The sequence below is a fragment of the Nocardioides acrostichi genome, from assembly GCF_015319165.1.
GTDB classification, from domain to species: Bacteria; Actinomycetota; Actinomycetes; order Propionibacteriales; family Nocardioidaceae; genus Nocardioides; species Nocardioides acrostichi.
The window spans coordinates 68,900-87,187 of sequence record NZ_JADIVZ010000003.1; the positions used below are offsets into that span (position 1 = coordinate 68,900).

Annotated in this window: 21 protein-coding genes; 10 read left to right on the top strand and 11 right to left on the bottom strand. The window is 72.2% G+C overall.

Going from position 1 to position 18,288, the window contains the following annotated elements:
* Positions 1-78: 78 nt before the first annotated feature.
* A complete protein-coding gene (miaB, locus tag ISG29_RS08175; protein ID WP_194502934.1) occupies positions 79-1,572 on the top strand; it encodes a tRNA (N6-isopentenyl adenosine(37)-C2)-methylthiotransferase MiaB in 1,494 nt (497 codons plus the stop codon).
* 36 nt (positions 1,573-1,608) lie between these two features.
* The gene (locus tag ISG29_RS08180) at positions 1,609-2,340 is read left to right on the top strand and encodes a Type 1 glutamine amidotransferase-like domain-containing protein (RefSeq protein ID WP_194502935.1); all 732 of its coding nucleotides are present in this window, start codon (positions 1,609-1,611) and stop codon (positions 2,338-2,340) included.
* Between the two features lie 10 nt (positions 2,341-2,350).
* Here the strand turns inward: ISG29_RS08180 and ISG29_RS08185 are convergent, their stop codons facing one another.
* From ISG29_RS08185 to ISG29_RS08200, 4 genes are read right to left on the bottom strand one after another with little or no spacing between them, the layout of a single operon-like run.
* Positions 2,351-2,599: a hypothetical protein gene (locus ISG29_RS08185; RefSeq protein ID WP_194502936.1), complete on the bottom strand. Its 249-nt coding sequence runs from the start codon at positions 2,597-2,599 to the stop codon at positions 2,351-2,353.
* Positions 2,596-3,087, bottom strand: a complete 492-nt coding sequence (locus ISG29_RS08190) for an NUDIX domain-containing protein (protein WP_328828430.1) — start codon at positions 3,085-3,087, stop codon at positions 2,596-2,598. Before ISG29_RS08190 ends, ISG29_RS08185 begins: the two co-directional genes overlap by 4 nt.
* Positions 3,084-3,251, bottom strand: a complete 168-nt coding sequence (locus ISG29_RS08195; protein WP_194502937.1) for a hypothetical protein — start codon at positions 3,249-3,251, stop codon at positions 3,084-3,086. The genes ISG29_RS08190 and ISG29_RS08195 overlap by 4 nt, the downstream gene beginning before the upstream one ends.
* On the bottom strand, positions 3,248-3,478 hold the full coding sequence (locus ISG29_RS08200) for an antitoxin (protein ID WP_194502938.1): 231 nt from the start codon (positions 3,476-3,478) through the stop codon (positions 3,248-3,250). The genes ISG29_RS08195 and ISG29_RS08200 overlap by 4 nt, the downstream gene beginning before the upstream one ends.
* Positions 3,479-3,546: 68 nt before the next feature.
* On the opposite strand from ISG29_RS08200, the gene miaA reads away from it, so the two are divergent.
* From miaA to ISG29_RS08220, 4 genes are read left to right on the top strand one after another with little or no spacing between them, the layout of a single operon-like run.
* Positions 3,547-4,491: a tRNA (adenosine(37)-N6)-dimethylallyltransferase MiaA gene (gene miaA, locus ISG29_RS08205; RefSeq protein WP_194502939.1), complete on the top strand. Its 945-nt coding sequence runs from the start codon at positions 3,547-3,549 to the stop codon at positions 4,489-4,491.
* 17 nt (positions 4,492-4,508) lie between these two features.
* Positions 4,509-5,147 (top strand): pyridoxamine 5'-phosphate oxidase family protein, encoded by a 639-nt coding sequence (locus tag ISG29_RS08210; protein WP_194502940.1) that lies wholly within the window; start codon positions 4,509-4,511, stop codon positions 5,145-5,147.
* Positions 5,144-6,010 carry a diaminopimelate epimerase gene (gene dapF, locus ISG29_RS08215; protein ID WP_194502941.1) on the top strand — a complete coding sequence of 289 codons (867 nt, stop codon included), beginning with the start codon at positions 5,144-5,146 and terminating at the stop codon, positions 6,008-6,010. Before ISG29_RS08210 ends, dapF begins: the two co-directional genes overlap by 4 nt.
* 27 nt (positions 6,011-6,037) lie before the next feature.
* Positions 6,038-6,814, top strand: coding sequence for an SDR family NAD(P)-dependent oxidoreductase (locus ISG29_RS08220; protein ID WP_194502942.1), 777 nt, complete (start codon positions 6,038-6,040; stop codon positions 6,812-6,814).
* Positions 6,815-6,826: 12 nt separating this feature from the next.
* On the opposite strand, the gene ISG29_RS21570 is transcribed toward ISG29_RS08220, so the two are convergent.
* Positions 6,827-7,165: a DUF202 domain-containing protein gene (locus tag ISG29_RS21570; RefSeq protein WP_194502943.1), complete on the bottom strand. Its 339-nt coding sequence runs from the start codon at positions 7,163-7,165 to the stop codon at positions 6,827-6,829.
* Positions 7,166-7,175: 10 nt separating this feature from the next.
* Complete coding sequence (locus ISG29_RS08230) at positions 7,176-7,523, bottom strand: YidH family protein (RefSeq protein WP_194502944.1); 348 nt, start codon at positions 7,521-7,523, stop codon at positions 7,176-7,178.
* 239 nt (positions 7,524-7,762) lie between these two features.
* On the opposite strand from ISG29_RS08230, the gene ISG29_RS08235 reads away from it, so the two are divergent.
* On the top strand, positions 7,763-8,578 hold the full coding sequence (locus ISG29_RS08235; RefSeq protein ID WP_235958939.1) for a formylglycine-generating enzyme family protein: 816 nt from the start codon (positions 7,763-7,765) through the stop codon (positions 8,576-8,578).
* Here ISG29_RS08235 and ISG29_RS08240 read toward each other — a convergent pair.
* Positions 8,565-9,149, bottom strand: a complete 585-nt coding sequence (locus tag ISG29_RS08240; RefSeq protein WP_194502946.1) for a nucleoside/nucleotide kinase family protein — start codon at positions 9,147-9,149, stop codon at positions 8,565-8,567. The genes ISG29_RS08235 and ISG29_RS08240 overlap by 14 nt on opposite strands.
* 55 nt (positions 9,150-9,204) lie before the next feature.
* On the opposite strand from ISG29_RS08240, the gene hflX reads away from it, so the two are divergent.
* Positions 9,205-10,689, top strand: a complete 1,485-nt coding sequence (gene hflX, locus ISG29_RS08245) for a GTPase HflX (protein WP_194502947.1) — start codon at positions 9,205-9,207, stop codon at positions 10,687-10,689.
* On the opposite strand, the gene ISG29_RS08250 is transcribed toward hflX, so the two are convergent.
* On the bottom strand, positions 10,668-11,387 hold the full coding sequence (locus ISG29_RS08250) for a VOC family protein (protein WP_194502948.1): 720 nt from the start codon (positions 11,385-11,387) through the stop codon (positions 10,668-10,670). The genes hflX and ISG29_RS08250 overlap by 22 nt on opposite strands.
* An 81-nt stretch (positions 11,388-11,468) precedes the next feature.
* Between ISG29_RS08250 and ISG29_RS08255 the strand changes: the two genes are divergently transcribed.
* Positions 11,469-12,176 carry an SGNH/GDSL hydrolase family protein gene (locus ISG29_RS08255; RefSeq protein WP_194502949.1) on the top strand — a complete coding sequence of 236 codons (708 nt, stop codon included), beginning with the start codon at positions 11,469-11,471 and terminating at the stop codon, positions 12,174-12,176.
* Between the two features lie 58 nt (positions 12,177-12,234).
* Here ISG29_RS08255 and ISG29_RS08260 read toward each other — a convergent pair whose 3' ends face one another.
* A complete protein-coding gene (locus tag ISG29_RS08260) occupies positions 12,235-13,152 on the bottom strand; it encodes an alpha/beta hydrolase (protein ID WP_194502950.1) in 918 nt (305 codons plus the stop codon).
* 83 nt (positions 13,153-13,235) lie between these two features.
* Here ISG29_RS08260 and ISG29_RS08265 point away from each other — a divergent pair, with 83 nt between their 5' ends.
* The gene (locus tag ISG29_RS08265; protein WP_194502951.1) at positions 13,236-15,251 is read left to right on the top strand and encodes an ATP-dependent DNA helicase; all 2,016 of its coding nucleotides are present in this window, start codon (positions 13,236-13,238) and stop codon (positions 15,249-15,251) included.
* Between the two features lie 13 nt (positions 15,252-15,264).
* Here the strand turns inward: ISG29_RS08265 and ISG29_RS08270 are convergent, their stop codons facing one another.
* Positions 15,265-16,560, bottom strand: a complete 1,296-nt coding sequence (locus ISG29_RS08270; protein WP_194502952.1) for an alkaline phosphatase family protein — start codon at positions 16,558-16,560, stop codon at positions 15,265-15,267.
* Positions 16,557-18,275, bottom strand: a complete 1,719-nt coding sequence (locus ISG29_RS08275) for an alkaline phosphatase D family protein (RefSeq protein ID WP_328828440.1) — start codon at positions 18,273-18,275, stop codon at positions 16,557-16,559. Before ISG29_RS08275 ends, ISG29_RS08270 begins: the two co-directional genes overlap by 4 nt.
* Positions 18,276-18,288: the final 13 nt, after the last annotated feature.

Here is an 18,288-nt window from a genome sequence, read left to right on the forward strand (position 1 = left end):
GGCCCGCGTCGGCTCGTCCGGGGGCCGGCGGCTGGCGGTTTCTCGCCGCACCCGCCGTCCTCCTACCCTGGAGGGGTCATGAGCAGCGTCGAAGCCGGTCCCCGCACCTACGAGGTCCGCACCTACGGGTGTCAGATGAACGTGCACGACTCCGAACGTCTCTCCGGCCTGCTCGAGGACGCCGGCTATGCCAGTGCGGGCGAGGGCGAGCAGGCGGATGTGGTCGTGTTCAACACCTGCGCGGTGCGTGAGAACGCCGACAACAAGCTGTACGGCAACCTCGGCCACCTCGCGCCGCTCAAGGCCAGCAACCCGGGCATGCAGATCGCCGTCGGCGGGTGCCTGGCGCAGAAGGATCGCGACACGATCACGTCCAAGGCCCCCTACGTCGACGTCGTCTTCGGCACCCACAACATCGGTTCGTTGCCGGCGCTGCTGGAGCGGGCGCGGGTGCAGCAGGAGGCCCAGGTCGAGATCCTGGAGAGCCTCGAGGTCTTCCCGAGCACGCTGCCCACCAGGCGCGAGTCCGCGTACGCGGCCTGGGTGTCGGTGTCGGTGGGGTGCAACAACACGTGCACGTTCTGCATCGTGCCCAGCCTGCGGGGCAAGGAGAAGGACCGACGTCCGGGCGAGATCCTCGCCGAGATCGAAGCACTCGTCGCCGAGGGAGTCAGCGAGATCACCCTGCTCGGACAGAACGTCAACGCCTACGGCGTCGAGTTCGGCGACCGGCAGGCGTTCGGCAAGCTGCTGCGTGCCTGCGGTGACATCGAGGGTCTCGAGCGCGTGCGCTTCACCAGCCCGCACCCGGCCGAGTTCACCGACGACGTCATCGAGGCGATGGCGGCCACGCCGAACGTGATGCCGAGCCTGCACATGCCGCTCCAGTCGGGATCCGACAAGGTGCTGCGCGACATGCGTCGCTCCTACCGATCGGCGAAGTACCTCGGCATCTTGGAGCGAGTGCGCGAGCAGATCCCGGACGCCGCCATCACCACCGACATCATCGTCGGCTTCCCCGGCGAGACCGAGGAGGACTTCGACCAGACGCTGCGCGTGGTGGCGCAGTCGCGGTTCTCGAGCGCGTTCACCTTCCAGTACTCCAAGCGGCCCGGCACGCCGGCGGCCGAGCTGCCCGACCAGGTGCCGCCGGCGGTCGTCAAGGACCGCTACCAGCGGCTCGTCGCGCTCGTCGACGAGATCGCCTGGGAGGAGAACAAGCAGCGGGTCGGCCGGACGGTCGAGCTGATGGTCGCCGAGGGCGAGGGCCGCAAGGACGCCGAGACGCGGCGACTCTCGGGCCGTGCGCCCGACAACCGGCTCGTGCACTTCGCGCTCGACCCCGCGATCGTCGCCGAGCACGGGGAACCGCGGCCAGGAGACATGGTCACCGTCGAGATCACCTACGCCGCGCCGCATCACCTCGTCGCCGACCGGATGATCGGCCTGCGCCGCACCCGCTCCGGTGACGCCTGGGAGGCGCGCGTCGCGCCGCCGGCCCCCAGCGTCGGCCTGGGCATGCCGCAGGTCGGAGCGCCCGCACCCCTGGCCGACACCCCGGCCTGCCGCTGACCGGCCACCGCTCCTTCCCTGGGTACAGTCCGCGCCGTGGCTGCTGACGAACCGACCATCCTGGCCACCTCCGGTGGCGTCGCGCCCGACCATCGGCTGCGCTGGCGGGTCGGTCCGCTCACCGACCACGCGGTCGAGCTCTCGGGGGTGAGCGGCCGCGCGCCGAAGGTGTGCTTCCTGGGCACTGCCTGCGGGGACACCCCCGACCTGACCCGCGACTTCTACGCCGCGGCGCAGCAGCGCGGCTTCCATGGCTCGCACCTGCAGCTGTTCACGATGCCCAACGTCGACGACATCACCGCCCACCTGCTCGACCAGGACGTCATCTGGGTCTGGGGCGGGTCGGTGGCCGGCCTGCTGGCCATGTGGCGACTCCACGGAGTGGACGACGCCATGCGCGCCGCCTGGGAGGCCGGTGTCGTGCTCACCGGGGTGTCGGCGGGTTCGCTGTGCTGGCACGCCGGTGGCACCACCGACTCCTTCGGCCCCGACCTGCGCCCGGTCACCGATTGCCTCGGCCTGCTGCCGTGGAGCAACGGGGTCCACTACGACACCGAGGAGCAGCGACGTCCGCTGTTCCAGAGCCTGGTCGCCGACGGCACCCTGCCCGCGGGCTATGCCACCGACGACGGTGTCGGCCTGCTCTACCGGGGCACCGACATGGTCGAGGCTCTCGCCGAGGTCGACGGTGCGGGTGCCTACTTCATCGAGCGCGGGGCCGACGGACCCGCGGTCGAGACCCGGCTCGAGGTCACTCGCCTGCGCTGAGCGCCGCGCCCTACGCGGGCGACTCGCTGTCGCCGTCGGCGTCCTCGCCACGGGTGGCCTGGGTGGAGGTGTCCTCGCCCTCCCGAGTGCCCGCGGGAGCGTTCTCGGTGGCCGGGTTGTCGTCGGCCGAGACGTCGGGCACGACCGGGTCGGTCTCACGCTCCACGACGGCATCGGCCCCGCCGGGGTGCAGCTCGGGTGCCGTGGCCCGGGGCTCGGGACGGGGTCCGAGATCGGCCAGATCTTCGCTTTCGCTCACGCGTCCTCCTCGAAGCCGAAGGTCGTGTACGCCGCCGACGAGCCGTCACGGAGGGCTTCCAGCACCGCGCGCTCGTGGGGGACGACGGGGTAGGGGAGTCCATCGAGTGCCCCGAGTGCACACCAGCGGATCCCACCGGACTTCTCAGGCTCCACGACCCTCGGCTCACCCGTCCACACCCGCGAGGTGAAGAAGTAGTCGACGCGCTCGTCGATCGCCGCTCCGTTCGCGGTGCGGGGCATCACGGTGAGGAAGGCGAGCTCCTCGAGATCGACACCGAGCTCCTCGCACGCTTCGCGACGCGCGGCGGCGTGCGGTGTCTCGCCCACTTCGACGTGACCGGCCGCCCCACACGCGAAGTGGTCGTCCATGTAGCCGGTGTGACGTCGCAGTTGGAGCAGCACCTCGGTGTCGGAGCCCTCGCCGCGCATCAGCACGACGTAGGCGGCCGGCACCACAGCGAAGCGGCCCTCGAACGGGTCGCTCACTGGCTGGGCTGGTCCTCGGACGTCTCGGCGTTGTGCTCCTGCTCGCGCTCCCGCGCGGCGGTGGCGTCGTCGCCCTCGGAGAGCTCGTCGTCGTGCTCGCCCGGGGGCGTGCCCTCGGTGGGCAGAGCGTCTTGGTCCTGCTCTTCGGGGATGGGCGCGGTCACGAGACGTCGCCGTCCTTCTTGCCGTCGAGCTTGTCGAGGCCCTCCTTGGCCTTCTCGACGCCGGACTCGATCTTGTCGGTGTACTTGCCGTGGGTGACCTGGTCGATCTTGTCGGCGGCCTTGTCGAGCCCGTCGGAGACCTTGTCGCCGTGCTTGTCGACGGCATCGGAGACCTTGTCCTTGATGGAGTCGGCGTCGATCTTCTTGAAGCGGTCCAGAAGGCCCATAGCCCCAATCCCCCCGGGATGTCGTGGTCGTGGGAGTGACCCCCCACCTGCCTTGCCAGACTAGCGTCATGACCACCCCCGTTGGAACGTCCGCCGTGCCGGTCGTGGCGGTCGTCGGGGCCACCGCAGCGGGTAAGACCTCTCTCTCCCTCGACCTGGCCGAGCGGCTGGGCGGCGAGATCGTGAACACCGACGCCATGCAGCTCTACCGCGGCATGGACATCGGCACCGCCAAGCTCCCGCTCGCACAGCGCCGCGGCATCGAGCATCACCTGCTCGACGTGCTCGACGTGCGCCAGACGGCCTCGGTGGCGGCCTTCCAGCGCGACGCGCGCGCCGTGCTCGCCGACGCGCGAGCGCGCGGCCGGGTGCCGGTGCTCGTCGGCGGCTCGGCGCTGTACACGCGTGCGGTGCTCGACGACTTCGACTTCCCCGGCACCGACCCGGCCCTGCGCTCAGAGCTCGAGGCCGAGCTCGCGGACGTCGGCAACGCGGCGCTGCACGCCCGGCTCGCGGAGGTCGACCCCGAGGCGGCGCGGCGCATCGAGCCTCTCAACGGACGCCGCGTCGTCCGGGCGCTGGAGGTCGTGCAGCTGACGGGGCGGCCCTTCGGCGCGTCGTTGCCGCGCCGCAGCTACGTCGACGCGGCCACCGTGCAGATCGGCGTCGACATCGACCGACCGACCCTCGACTCCCGCATCGAGCAGCGGGTCGAGGAGATGTACGAGGCCGGGCTGGTCGACGAGGTGGAGCGGCTGCTCGGCGAGGGCCTGGCCGAGGGGCTCACCGCCTCCCGTGCGATCGGCTACCGCGAGGTGATGGCGCACCTCGCCGGTGACCTCACCGAGGCGCAGGCGCGCGAGCGCACCGTCATCGCCACGCGCCGGTTCGCGCGCCGGCAGGATTCCTGGTTCCGCAAGGATCCGCGGGTGTGCTGGGTGCGCTTCGATGACGCGCAGCGCGTCGGGGCCGCCGTCGAGATGGTCTGGCAGGCAGCCCGACCGGGCGGGTGAGGTCTACCGTAGGGGCCGTGAGCAGCGCGCAGACCGTCACCGAGATCACCACCCTCGAGGCACTCGTCGCCGTCGTGGGGGAGCCGGTGGCGCGGGTGCGTGACAAGGTCCGTACCACGCTCACCGCCGCCGACCGCGACTGGCTCGCCGCCTCCCCGTTCTGCGTGCTGGCCACCGCCGACGCCGAGGGCCGGTGTGACGCCTCGCCCAAGGGCGATCCGGCCGGCTCGCTCGTGCACGTCATCGACGAGCACACCATCGCGATCGCCGAGCGGCCGGGCAACCGCCGCGTCGACGGCTACAAGAACGTGTTGGTCAACCCGCACGTGGGCCTGAACTTCCTCATCCCCGGCCGGGGCGACACGCTGCGCGTCAACGGTCGGGCCCGGCTGGTCAGCGACGCCCCGTTCTTCGACCAGCTGGTCGAGCAGGGGCACCGGCCGGTGCTGGCGCTCGTCGTCGAGATCGAGGAGGCCTTCGGCCACTGCGCCAAGGCGTTCTTGCGCTCGCGCCTCTGGGAGCCGGAGACGTGGGACCCCGAGGGCACGGTGCCGCGTCGCGCCGTCTTGGCCAAGCAGGTCGACCACGACCCACGCAGCCCCGAGGAACTCGAGCGCTACTACGGGGAGCAGTACGCCGAAGGCCTCTACCGATGAGCTACCCCTTCCTCAAAGGGCACGGCACCGAGAACGACTTCGTTCTGCTGCCCGACCACGACGGCTCGGTGCACGGCGGCCTGACCGAGCGGGCCTGGACGACGCGCGTCGCCGCGCTGTGCGACCGACGGGCCGGCATCGGCGGCGACGGCGTGCTGCGCGTGGTGCGCACCGCGGCGCTGACCGACACCGCGGCCCAGGCCCTGGGCGCCGGCTCGGAGTGGTTCATGGACTACCGCAACGCCGACGGCTCGGTCTCGGAGATGTGCGGCAACGGGGTCCGGGTCTTCGCCCGGCACCTGGTCGAGGAGGGCCTGGTGCCGACGGGTGAGCCGGTGCCGATCGGCACCCGCGACGGCCTCAAGACCGTCACGGTGACCGACGAGGGGGTCAGCGTCGACATGGGCATCCCGCGGGTGCTGGGGGATTCGGTCGTGAGCGTCGCACCGGCGTCGTGGACGGCGCTCCACATCGACATGGGCAACCCGCACGCGGTCGCGTTCGTCGACTCCCTCGACCCGGCCGGCCCTGTGGGCGCGCTGCTCGAGGCGCCGGAGCACGACGGATCGGTCTACCCGCACGGCGTCAACGTCGAGTTCGTGCTGCCGGTGGCGAGAGGTCACGTGGCGATGCGGGTGCACGAGCGCGGCTCGGGCGAGACCCGGTCCTGTGGCACCGGAGCGTGTGCCGTGGCCGTCGCGGCAGCGTTGCGCGACGGGGTTCCGGCCTCCGGCCCCGACACGGACGCGACGTACCGGGTCGACGTGCCCGGCGGCAGCCTCGCCGTCACCTGGACCCGGGCCGGCCGGGCCGTGCTCAGCGGGCCCGCCGTCGTGGTCGCCCGGGGGGAGACCTGCCTCTAGCCGACGGGTGGCGCTAGGTTCGGCCACATGGACATCTCCGGATCTACCGCCATCGTCACGGGCGGCGCGTCGGGCATCGGTGCCGCGGCCGTCCGCCAGCTCGCCGGCAAGGGCGCCACCGTCGTCATCGCCGACCTCCAGGCCGACAAGGGCGAGGCCCTCGCCGAGGAGGTCAAGGGCGTCTTCGCGCAGGTCGACGTCACGAAGACCGACCAGATCAAGGCTGCGGTCGACGCCGCGGTCGCCATCGCGCCGCTGCGCGCCGTGGTCAACTCCGCCGGCATCGGCTGGGCCCAGCGCACCATCGGTCGCGACGGCGAGTACGACTCCGCCCACGACCTCGAGGCCTACAAGTCGGTGCTCGCGATCAACCTGATCGGCACCTTCGACGTCACCCGGCTCGCCGCCACCGCCATGAGCCGCAACGAGCCGGACGCCGACGGCTGCCGTGGCGCCATCGCCAACCTCACCTCGGTCGCCGCGTTCGACGGTCAGATCGGCCAGGCCGCCTACTCCTCCTCCAAGGGTGGCGTCGTGGGCATGACCCTGCCGGTCGCGCGCGACCTCTCCGCGGCGGGCATCCGTCTCAACACCATCGCCCCAGGCCTCATCGATACCCCGATCTACGGTGAGGGCGAGGCCGCGGAGGCGTTCAAGGCCAATCTCGGCCAGAACGTGCTGTTCCCGAAGCGTCTGGGCAAGCCCGAGGAGCTCGCCTCGATGGTCGTGGAGACGATCACCAACTCCTACATGAACGCCGAGGTCATCCGCGTCGACGGCGGCATCCGGATGCCACCCAAGTGACCGGTCGGGTTGTCACTGGTTGAAGAGCGCCGCGAGCTCGACGAGCCCCAGCAGCACGATCGCCAGCACGAGCGCCGCGCCGGCCAGTCCGGGGGAGATCGACGTGCCCCGCGACCGGCCGGCGCGTGCCATGTAGTCCGAGCGGCTGACCCACAGGGCGAACCCCGCCAGCGGCAGCGCGACCAGCAGATCGAGGAGTGCGACGAGCCCGATCGACTCGTACGCGATGCGGGCCGCCGCGAGGCTGCCGCCCACGATCGAGAGTGCCGTGCGCTGCCATGCCAGCGCCGTCCGCTCGGGCTGTGCCCCGGGGTCGTAGAGCCGCTCGCGCGGTGCGTCCGACCGGGTCACGCCCGCCCCCTCATGCCAGTGCCAGGACCAGTGCCGCGACCAGCACCACGCCCAACGCCAGGGCGACCGTCAGCCCGGACGCCGGCAGCGGCTCGCCGGTGCGCATGGCTCGTTCACTGCGCGCCCAGCGCCACCATGCCGCCACCGCGCACACGACGCCCAGCCCGATGAGAAGGCCCGAGAGCACCTGCTGCTCGACGTCGGTGAACGAGGAGGCGATGGTGCGCACCGCCACCCCACCGGCCAGCAGCGCCAGCGCGGTGCGGATCCAGGCCAAGAAGGTGCGCTCGTTGGCCAGCGAGAACCGGTAGTCCGGCTCCTCGCCCGTCTTGTAGACATACCGCGGCCAGCGACCCATGCACCGACCCTAACCCCTCGTTGTCCGGACAATCCGTGCTCGCGCGAAGTGGGAGACTCCAGAGCGTGAGCAACTGCTGTGCCCCGGCTCGACCCGCGGCGGACGGCGAGCCCGGGCGCCGGGCGGCCGCGCCGGCGTCCTCGGGGGAGCAGCGAGAGGAGCAGCGAGGGGAACAGCGAGGGGAACAGCGAGGGCAGCACCGCGTGGAGCAGGCCGCGGTGCCGGCGGGACTGTTCACGATGGGCGACGCCCACCGCGACCGCAACCCCGGCGATGGTGAGCGACCCCTGCGCGAGGTGACGTCGAGCGCCTTCGAGATCGACGCCACGACGGTCACGATCGCCGACTTCACGCGGTTCGTCGACGACACCGGCTACCGCACCACAGCCGAGCAGGAGGGCTCCTCCGCGGTCTTCCACCTGCTGCTCGAGGCGCCCGCCCGCGACGTGCTCGGTCGGTTCGCGCAGGTGCCGTGGTGGCTCGGGGTCGCTGGTGCCGACTGGCGTCATCCGGGTGGTCGCAACTCCTCGACCCGCGGTCTGGAGGACCACCCGGTCACGCAGGTCAGCTGGCACGACGCCGCGGCCTACTGCGCCTGGGCCGGGCGAGCCCTGCCCACCGAGGCGCAGTGGGAGTACGCCGCCCGCGGCGGCCTCGAGGGCGCCCGCTACCCGTGGGGCGACGACCTGCTCGCCTCCGACGGCTCGTGGCGCTGCAACATCTGGCAGGGCGACTTCCCCGACGCCAACACCCGCGACGACGGCTGGCTGGGCACCGCCCCGGTGCGCACCTACGAGCCCAACGGCTTCGGGCTGTGGCAGTGCGTCGGCAACGTGTGGGAGTGGTGCGCCGACTGGTTCCACCCGGGGGCCTACCGAGGTGGCGCCGTCACGGACCCGCCCGGCCCCGCACGCGGCGAGATGCGAGTGACGCGCGGCGGATCGTTCCTCTGCCACGACTCCTACTGCAACCGTTATCGCTGCGCCGCGCGCACCGGCAACACTCCCGACTCCTCCAGCAGCAACACCGGGTTCCGCACGGTCAGACGAGCGTGATCACGCGGTCGGCACGGTGGGCGGCAGCCTCGATCCGCTCGGCGTTCGGGACGTCGACCGCGGCGACCCAGGCCTCGGCCTCGTCGCGCGCCTTGCCGAACTCCACGTGCCGCTCGATCAGACGCTGCATCCGCACCGCGTCGTCGAGGCGCAGATGCCACACGGCGTCCAACTGCTCGCGCACCTTTCGCCAGCGCGTCTCCTCGAGGAGCAGGTAGTTGCCCTCCACGATGACCAGGCCGGCTGCCGGCACCGGGATGGCTCCGGCCAGCGGCTGCTCGAGGTCGCGCTCGAACATAGGTGCCACGACGTCCGGCTCGCCGTCCCGGATGCGGCGCAGCAGGGCGGCCAGTCCCTCGGCGTCGAAGGTGTCCGGGGCGCCCTTGCGACGGCGCAGACCACGCCGCTCGAGCTCGACGTCGGCGTAGTGGAAGCCGTCCAGGGGGACGACGGCCGCCCCCCACTGTGCCGCGACGCGGCGAGCCAGGGTCGACTTGCCGGCGCCGGGGGAGCCGGTGAGGCCCAGCAGGCGCACGTCGGGGGGCGGGGCGAGCGCGTCGACGTTGGTCATGGCAGGGAGTAAACCCGTTCGCCGGGGCGTTGTGCCGCATCTAGGCTGGAGGCATATGACGAACGCACCCGAACACTTCTCGCTCGACGACGAGCTCGAGGCCACCGACACCTGGGACGACTCCTGGGAGTCCGGCTACGCCGACGCCGAGGATCCCGAGTCCGACCCGACGGTCGGGGCGATGGAGCTGGCCGAGCGGCACCAGCTGCGTCGCGTGGCGAGCCTGCGCACCGAGCTCGAGGACATCACCGAGGTCGAGTACCGCCAGCTGCGACTCGAGCGGGTCGTGTTGGTGGGCGTGTGGACCCAAGGCTCCGTGCAGGACGCCGAGAACTCGCTCGCCGAGCTCGCCCTGCTGGCCGAGACCGCGGGCTCGGAGGTGCTCGAAGCGCTCTACCAGCGCCGCACCAGCCCCGACCCCGCCACCTACATCGGTCGCGGAAAGGTCGAGGCCGTCGCCGAGATCGTGCGGGCCACCGGCGCCGACACCGTGGTCTGCGACGGCGAGCTGGCGCCGTCCCAGCTGAGGAACCTCGAGGACAGGCTCAAGGTCAAGGTCGTCGACCGCACCGCGCTGATCCTCGACATCTTCGCTCAGCACGCGAAGTCCAAGGAAGGGCAGGCGCAGGTCGAGCTGGCCCAGCTGCAGTACATGAAGCAACGCCTGCGCGGTTGGGGTGGCAACCTCTCCCGGCAGGCCGGTGGCCGCGTGGCGGCCGGTGCCGGTATCGGTGGTCGTGGCCCGGGCGAGACCAAGATCGAGACCGACCGGCGACGCATCAACACCAAGATCGCCAAGCTCAACCGCGAGCTGAAGCAGATGAAGGTCACCCGAGACGCCAAGCGCTCCCAGCGCCGCTCACGAGCGGTGCCGAGCGTGGCCATCGCCGGCTACACCAACGCCGGCAAGTCCAGCCTGCTCAACCGGCTCACCTCTGCCGGCGTGCTCGTCGAGGACGCACTCTTCGCCACCCTCGACCCCACCACCCGGCGCACCCGCACGGCCGACGGCCGCGAGTACACGATGAGTGACACGGTCGGGTTCGTGCGGCATCTTCCGCACCAGCTCGTCGAGGCCTTCCGCTCCACGCTCGAGGAGGTCGCCGACGCCGACCTGCTGTTGCACGTGGTCGACGGCTCGCATCCCGACCCCGAGGGCCAGCTCACCGCCGTGCGCGAGGTGCTGGCCGACATCGGCGCCACCGAGGTGCCCGAGCTCGTCGTCATCAACAAGGCCGACGCCGCCGACCCGTTGGTGCTGAGCCGGCTGCGCGCCCGTGAGCCGCACTCGGTGGTGGTCTCGGCCCGGACCGGCGAGGGCATCGCCGCGGCGCTGGCGCAGGTCGAAGGCGAGCTGCCCCGGCCTGCCGTGGCCTTCGACGTGCTGCTGCCCTACGAGCGCGGCGACCTGCTCGACCGACTGCACAAGACCGGCGAGATCGACACTCTCGAGCACACCGCCGAGGGCACCCGCGTCGTCGGACGTGCCGGCGAGGCGCTGGCCGGCGAGCTGGCGGGCTACGCGGTCGCCGGAGCCTGACCCGACTCGGCCCGCACCCGGAACTCGTTGCCGTCCGGGTCGGCCAGTTCGGCGCCGTCCGCGACGTGGCCGAGACGACGGGCTCCGAGATCGACCAGCCGTCCGATGTCGGCGGTGAGCCGCTCCGGCGACGTGAGGAGGTCGAAGCGCTGCGGGTTGCGCCCGCGCTTGGGAGCGACCGGCGAGCCGCCCCACGCCACCTTCGTGCCGCCTGCGGGCGCCTGGATCGCCGTCTCGCCGTGCTCGTCCCACACGAGCGGCCAGCCGAGTGCGGCCGCCCAGAACATGCCCACCTCGCGCGTGCCGTCGCAGCCGACCTCGCCGAGCGGGCCGCAGCCGCGCAAGAACCCGCTGTCGGATGGGATGACGCAGAACGGGTTGCCCTCGGGGTCCGCGAGCACCACGTGCGGCTCCTCGGGGAGCTGTCCGACATCGAGGTGGGCGCCGCCGAGAGCGAGAGCCGCCTCGACCAGGTCGACCTGCGAGGTGTGGCTCTCGCCCAGCACGTGCAGGTGCAGCGTCCGTCCGCGCGCCGCCTGGGCGGGCGTCGTCACGAACCGGAGTCCGACCTGGGTGGGGCTCTCGGGGAGCAGCACGTCGTCGGCCTCGGTCACGGGCGTGCGCCCGAGCAGGCCACCCCAGAACACCGCCAGCGCGGCCGGGTCGCGAGCCTCGAACGTGACGGCTGCCAGGTGCACGCGGGGCACCGTATCTCGGGCCGGTATCGATTCGGTACGTCCTGCTGACACCGGGTCACCGCGAGCCGCACCATGGTGCCCGTGGGGCAGAGCTTTCTCGGGGTGCGTCTGACGCGCCCGCGCGCACGGCTGGTCGTCGCGCTCTTCCTCGTCGCGGCCGCGCTCGGCTACACGTTGCTGCCCGGTGTCGGCAGCCCGCGCGCCGTCGGCTCCGACCCGACCCGTTGCCAGACGTTCGAGACGCAGAGCCGGGCCCGCGCCGAGGCCGTGACCGGCGGGGGACCCGACCTCCTGGTCATCGGCGACTCGTGGTCGGCCGGCCTGGGACTCGCCGACGCATCGCGCTCCTGGCCCGCGCGGTTGCCGGGCAGCGTGCACGTGTCCGCCTTCTCCGGCTCGGGCTTCAGCGAGCACGCCAGCTCCTGCGGTGCCGTCTCGTACGCCGACCGCGCGCCGGCCGCGTTGCGCGGGCTGTCGGCGTCGACGCCGGTCGTGCTCGAAGGCGGCCTCAACGACTGGGACGCCTCCGACGCCGCGATCTCGTCCGGCTTCTCCCGGCTGGTCGACGCACTGGCCGGTCACCCCGTCACCGTGGTCGGACCGGCCTCGGCGCCCTCTCGTGCGGTGTACATGCCGCGCATCGACGCCCTGCTCGGCCGGCTCAGCCGCGACGCGGGCTGGACCTACGTCAGCTCAGCCGACCTCGACCTGCCCTACCTTCCCGATGCACTGCACCTGATGCCCGCGGGCCACGAGACCTTCGGCGACTTCGTGGCGGCCCGACTCTGACCCGGCCCCAGCCCGCACCCGACCCTCCCGGGCCACCTGAGAACTGACGGATCCAGGCTCAGTCCAGGCCCGCCAGGTCGCGCAGATCCTCGAGGATCTCGGGCAGCAGGTTCGTGACCAGGGTCAGGTGACCCTCCGGCTCGATCAGGTGCGCTCGGGTCGGGACGCCGTCACGGCCGACGTGCGCTGCCAGCCACTCACCGTGCGCGAACGGGACCATCGCGTCGGCGCGGCCCTGCCACAGAGCGGTCGGGACGCCGATGCCGGTCACGTCGAAGCCCCAGGGGGCGACGGCGGCCAGACCGTCGTCGCGTACGCCGCGCACGCCCTGGGCGCCCGCGTGCTGGAACGTCGCGGTCAGCCACGCCCCCATGCCGTCACGGTCCAAGGCTGCGGCGTCGACGTCGGTGAGCAGGCCACCCATCGCGTCGACGAGCTCGCTCTCGGTGGCCTGCAGGATGGGCAGGCACTCCGCCTCCAGATAGGCCTCGTAGGCCTCGGCTCCTCGCGCTGCGGTGGCGTACTCGGCGACGTTCTCTTCGCTCATCCCTGCGGCCCAGTCCAGGCCCCCGGCGTCGTGTGGTGCGACGCCGGCCACGCTGGCCGCCGCCAGCACCCGGTCGGGCGCGAGGGCCGCGCAGCCCAACGCACGCGGACCACCGCCGGACCACCCGCCGACCAGCACCCGGTCGAGCTCGAGGTGGTCGAGCACCGCCACGGCGTCCGGGACATCGTCGGCGTAGGCCGGCGGCCGGTCCGCCGGCAGCGGCCGCGGAGTCGAGGCGCCGTAGCCGGGCCGCGAGAGCGTCACCAGCCGTAGCCCAGCCTGGGCGACACGCGCGTCGAAGGCCGGCCACGGCACGACGGCGGAGGGCGACCCGCCGTGCCACAGCAGCGGGACGCCGCGAGGATCACCGCCCAGCAGCACCTCCAGCTCGCGACCGTCGGGCAGGGGGACGGTGAGGATCTCGGTCATGGGGCCATTGTGCGTCAACGCGGTCCCTGCAGTCTTGTGGACGGCCGTGCGCCGTGGTCGGCGAGCGCCGCTAGGGTGCTCGGGTGCCCCCGGACCAGACCTCTTCTCGACCTCCGGTGGCCGAGGTGCTGGCCACGGCCGTCGAGGCTCTCGGCGGCTCCGAGCGGCCGGGTCAGGTGGCGATGGCCGAGGCGGTCGCGCGGGCGGTGGCGGACTCCAAGCACCTGCTGGTGCAGGCCGGTACCGGCACCGGCAAGTCGCTGGGCTATCTGGTGCCGGCGATGCTGCACGACAAGCGCGTGGTGGTCGCCACGGCCACGCTGGCGCTCCAGCACCAGCTGGTCGAGCGCGACGTGCCCCGGCTCGTCGAGGCGATCAAGGGCACGCCGGGCGTCGACACCTCCCATGCCGTGCTCAAGGGGCGCGGCAACTACGCCTGCCTGCACCGGGTGCGCGAGGGGGTGCCCGACGACCAGGGCGCCCTCGTGCAGCTACCGGAGGGGTCGATGGGCGCCAAGGTGCTCGAGCTGCGCGAGTGGGCGGAGTCGCAAGCCGGCGACGGCGGGTCGGGGGAGCGAGACAACGCGCCCCGACACACCGACCGCGAGTGGCGCCAGGTCTCGGTGAGCCACCGGGACTGCCTCGGCGCCACCCGCTGCCCGTTCGGCGAGGAGTGCTTCGCCGAGCGAGCCAAGGAGAAGGCGCACCGCTCGCACCTGGTCATCACCAACCACTCGCTGCTGGCCATCGACGCCATCGAGGGCGTGCCGATGATGCCCGACTACGACGCCGTGGTCATCGACGAGGCGCACGAGCTGGTCGCCCGGGTCACCCAGGCGGCCACCGACGAGCTGAGCGCCGGCGACGTCGAGCGGGCGGCGAAGCGGGCACGGCGCTTCGTCGACGAGAGCGACGCCGGGCAGAACGCCGCCGACGACCTCGCTGATGCCTCCGACACGCTGCGCGACGCGCTCGCCGAGACCGACGCTGGGCGCATCGACACCCAGCCCGACCTGCTCGCCGACGCGCTCGTGCTCGTGCGCGACGCCGCTCGCGGCTGCCTCTCGGCGTTCCCGCGTGAGAAGTCCGGTGAGGGCTCCGGTGAGGGTGATCCCGGCAAGCAGCAGGCCAAGGGCATGGTGCAAGACGTCTTCACCACCGCTGAGCGGATGGCCGCGCACACCGAGGCCGACGTGCTATGGCTCGGTGAGGGCACCGAACGCATCCCGCCCCGGCTCTGCGTGGCGCCGCTGGCCGTGTGGGGCCCGATGCGCGACAAGCTGCTCACCGACAAGACGGTCGTGTTCACCTCGGCCACGCTCATGCTCGGCGGCGACTTCGCGTCCGTGGCGACCTCGGTCGGGCTCAAGCCCGCCGAGCGCACCGACGTCGGCACCCCGGTCGCGGACGACGAGGGCGTGCTGCCGTGGCGGGGGCTCGATGTCGGCAGCCCCTTCGACTACGGCCGCCAAGGCATCCTCTACCTCGCCCGGCACCTGCCGCCGCCGGGCCGCGACGGGCTCGGCACCGCCCAGCTCGACGAGATCGCCGAGCTCGTCGACGCCGCCGACGGCCGCACCCTGGGGCTGTTCTCCTCACGTCGAGCGGCCGAGGCCGCCGCCGAGGCGGTGCGGCAGCGTCTCCCGCACCTCACCACGCTGGCCCAGGGCGAGGCGCAGCTGCCCGAGCTGGCCAAGCAGTTCGTCGACGACCCGCACACGGTGCTCTTCGGCACGCTCTCGCTGTGGCAAGGCCTCGACGTGCCCGGCGACACCTGCCAGCTCGTGCTCATCGACCGGATCCCCTTCCCGCGGCCCGACGACCCGTTGATGAGCGCCCGGCAGCGCGCCGCCGACAAGGCGGGCGGCAACGGGTTCATGCAGGTCGCGGCCACGCACGCCGCCCTGTTGCTGGCACAGGGCGCGGGCCGGCTGATCCGCACCACCACCGACCGCGGCGTGGTGGCCGTGCTCGACCCGCGCCTGGCGACGGCCCGCTACGGGGGCTTCTTGAAGAACAGCCTCCCGCCGATGTGGACCACCACCGACCCCGCGGTCGTCCGGCAGGCACTCACGCGGCTCTCGAGCGCTACCGGCTGAGGTCAGCCGTCGGTCAGATCCGGGCCTTGCCCTCGTAGCGGCCGGTACCGAGCCCGAAGAACGACGCCACGGTGGGTGCCACGTCGGTGGTGCGGGCGTGGCGGGGCGAGCGGGCGCCGTGCTCGACGCGCGGGTGGCCGCCCGCGACGAAGAACGGGATGGCCCGGGTGGCCGGGTGGCCGTGGTTGCCGGGGATCGGGTTCGACGTCAGCGGGTCGGGATCGCTGAAGCGCCAGCCGGCCTGGCAGAAGACCACGACCTCGCCGGCCTCGGGGCCGAGTCGCAGCCAGTCGGCGCGGCGGTCCCAGGCCTTGAGTACGCCGTCGGTGGCCTGGGCGATGTCTCGGATGCGGTCGATCGCAGCCTCGCGGTCGGCGTCCGGGCCGGTCCAGTAGACGAGGTCCGCGCCGCCGTTGTCGGCGATCTGCACGTGACCGGCCAGCAGGTCGTCGGCCTCGAGGCCGGAGCTCAGCGACACCACGTTCGTCGGCACCGACCAGTCCATCGAGTGGTCGGCGAGCACCAGCAGCATCGTGTGCCTCCAGGCGCCGCTGGCCTTGAGGTCGTCGACGAACTGGCCGACGAGCCGGTCGGTGTTCGCCAATGCCGCGGTGCGCGCCACCTTGAGCGTCGTGCCGGTGAGGTCGGCGTGGCCCACCCGGTCGATGTCGCCGAGGTTGACGAAGCAGAAGTGCGGGTCGAACTCGGTGACCATGTCGCGCAGGGCCGCCATGGTGAACGCGTCGGGCGCGTGGTTGGTGATCGGCAGCGTCGGTTGGGGCTCCCACCGGTGGGTCGCGCGGTCGCCGAAGACGCCGTAGAGGTACTCCTTCGAGAGCACCGTGCCGGTCGTGTAGCCCTGCCTGTTCAGCCGCTCGATGACGGTACCGACCCTGATGTCGCTCGGCTGGTCCATGTCGCGGACCTCGCCGAGGGCCCGGTCGTAGAACGAGTTGGCGGGCACGCCCGTGCGATCGGGGCGGTGGCCGGTCATCATCATCACGTGGTTGGGGATGGTCTCCATCACCGGCATCGACGTCGCCCGCGGCCACCACATGCCGTGCGCGCGGAGTCGGTGCAGGTTCGGCGTCAGGTCGGCGGTGATCTCGTCGGGGCGGCACCCGTCGGTGACGATCACGTAGCAGCGCTTCGGGCTCGATCGCGCCGTCGCGCCGGCGGCCTCGGCGGCACCGAGAGCGCTGGAGAAGACCAGGCCGGACGCCGCGGCGGTGAGCACGGCACGTCGTCCGGCCCGCAGGTCGGCCACGCCGCGCTCGAAGGGGCGGCGGGTGGACGTGTCGGCGTTCATCGGTCGGTCCGCTTCGCCGGCACGGGCGCGTCGACCTGCTGCACCTTCTGGGTTCCGGCCGTGGTGGCGTAGGAGACCGACCACGTGATGTCGGTGTCCTTCTCGGCACGAGTGCCGATGACGAACCAGTCGCACTGGGCACGCTCCGCGGTGACGTCGAGTACCGAGAAGCCGTGGCTGTCGAAGTCGAGGTACTTGATGTGCCGGTTGTTGGCGAGGATCGCGGTCTCGACGACGGGCGTGAGCTGCGGCTGGCCGGTGATGTCCTTGAGGTTGTTCGAGGTGACCGACGAGCACACGAACTCGACGCCGAAGGAGTCGCCCACCGCGGGGTAGGTCGAGGTGTCGAGCGGCAGCTCGCACGCCCAGCCGGAGTGGATGTCGCCGGTGACGAACAGCGCGTCCTTGACCTGGTGGTCGCGCAGGTGGGTCAGCACCTCGCGGCGGTCGGCGGTGTAGCCGTCCCATTGGTCGACGTTGTAGGGCGCGCCGTCGGCGGGGATCAGGCCGGTGACGTCGTTGACCGGGTCGACGAGCGCGTTGGGCAGGTCGGCGAAGGTGACGGGCGCGATCATGACGGGATTGCCGATGATCTTCCACTGCGGGGCGTGGTCGCCGGTGGTGAGCTGGCCCTTGAGCCAGGCCATCTGCGCGTCGCCGGTGATGCTGCGGCTCGGGTCGCTGACCGTACCGTCGGCCACCGGGTAGGCGGCTTGCTTGTCGCGGTAGGTGCGCAGGTCGAGCATGCTGATCGAGGCCAGGTCGCCGAACCGGAAGCTGCGGTAGAGGCGGTCGCCGTCGCCGAGCTTCGCCGTCTCGTTGAGGCGAGCGGGCATCCATTCGTCGTACGCGCGGTGGGCGCGGGCGCGACGGCGCAGGAACGAGCCCTCGCCGCCGTCCTGCCTCGGGCCCGGCGTGTGGTTCTCGGCGCCGTGCTTCCACGTGTCGTTGGCGACCTCGTGATCGTCCCAGGTGGTGATCCAGGTGTGCCGGGCGTGGGCGCGCTGGAGGTCGGGGTCGGTCTTGTACTGGGCGTGCCGGCGGCGGTAGTCCGAGAGCGAGACCATCTCGTGCGGGGGGTCGTGCGGGCGCACGTCGATGTCGTCGGGTCCCATGCCGTACTCGCCGGGACCGTACTCGTAGAGGTAGTCGCCGAGGTGCAGCACGGCGTCGAGGTCGTCTCGGTCGGCGATGCCGCGGTAGGCGCTGAACCAACCGGCCTGGAGGTTCGCGCACGAGACGAGGCCGAGGCGCAGGTCGCCGACTGTCGCGTGCGTCGTGGGCGCGGTGCGCAGGCGTCCGCGGCGGCTGCGCTGGCCGCCGAGGAAGAAGCGGTAGTAGTAGGTCGTGGCGGGCTCGAGGCCGCCCACGTCGACCTTGACGGTGTGGTCGCGCGAGGCGCTGGTACGTACGTTGCCACTCTTCACGACGTGGCGCATCCGCTCGTCGCGGGCCACCTTCCAGCGCACGGTCACCGCCGGGCCCTGGCCCGAGCCGGGCGTCGCCGTCGCGGTGGGCGTGACCCGGGTCCAGATCAGGACGGCGTGGGGGAGGGGGTCGCCCGAGGCGACACCGTGCTGGAAGTGATCGACCCGTGGCCTGCCGTCGACGGTCTCGGCCGCCGCGGTGTGCGTGAGGGAGGTCGTGAGCGCGCCGGCGCTGGCGGCCGCGGTGGTGGCCAGGACGGCGCGACGGGTGGTCTGGTGCGTGGTCACGAGAACATCCAAC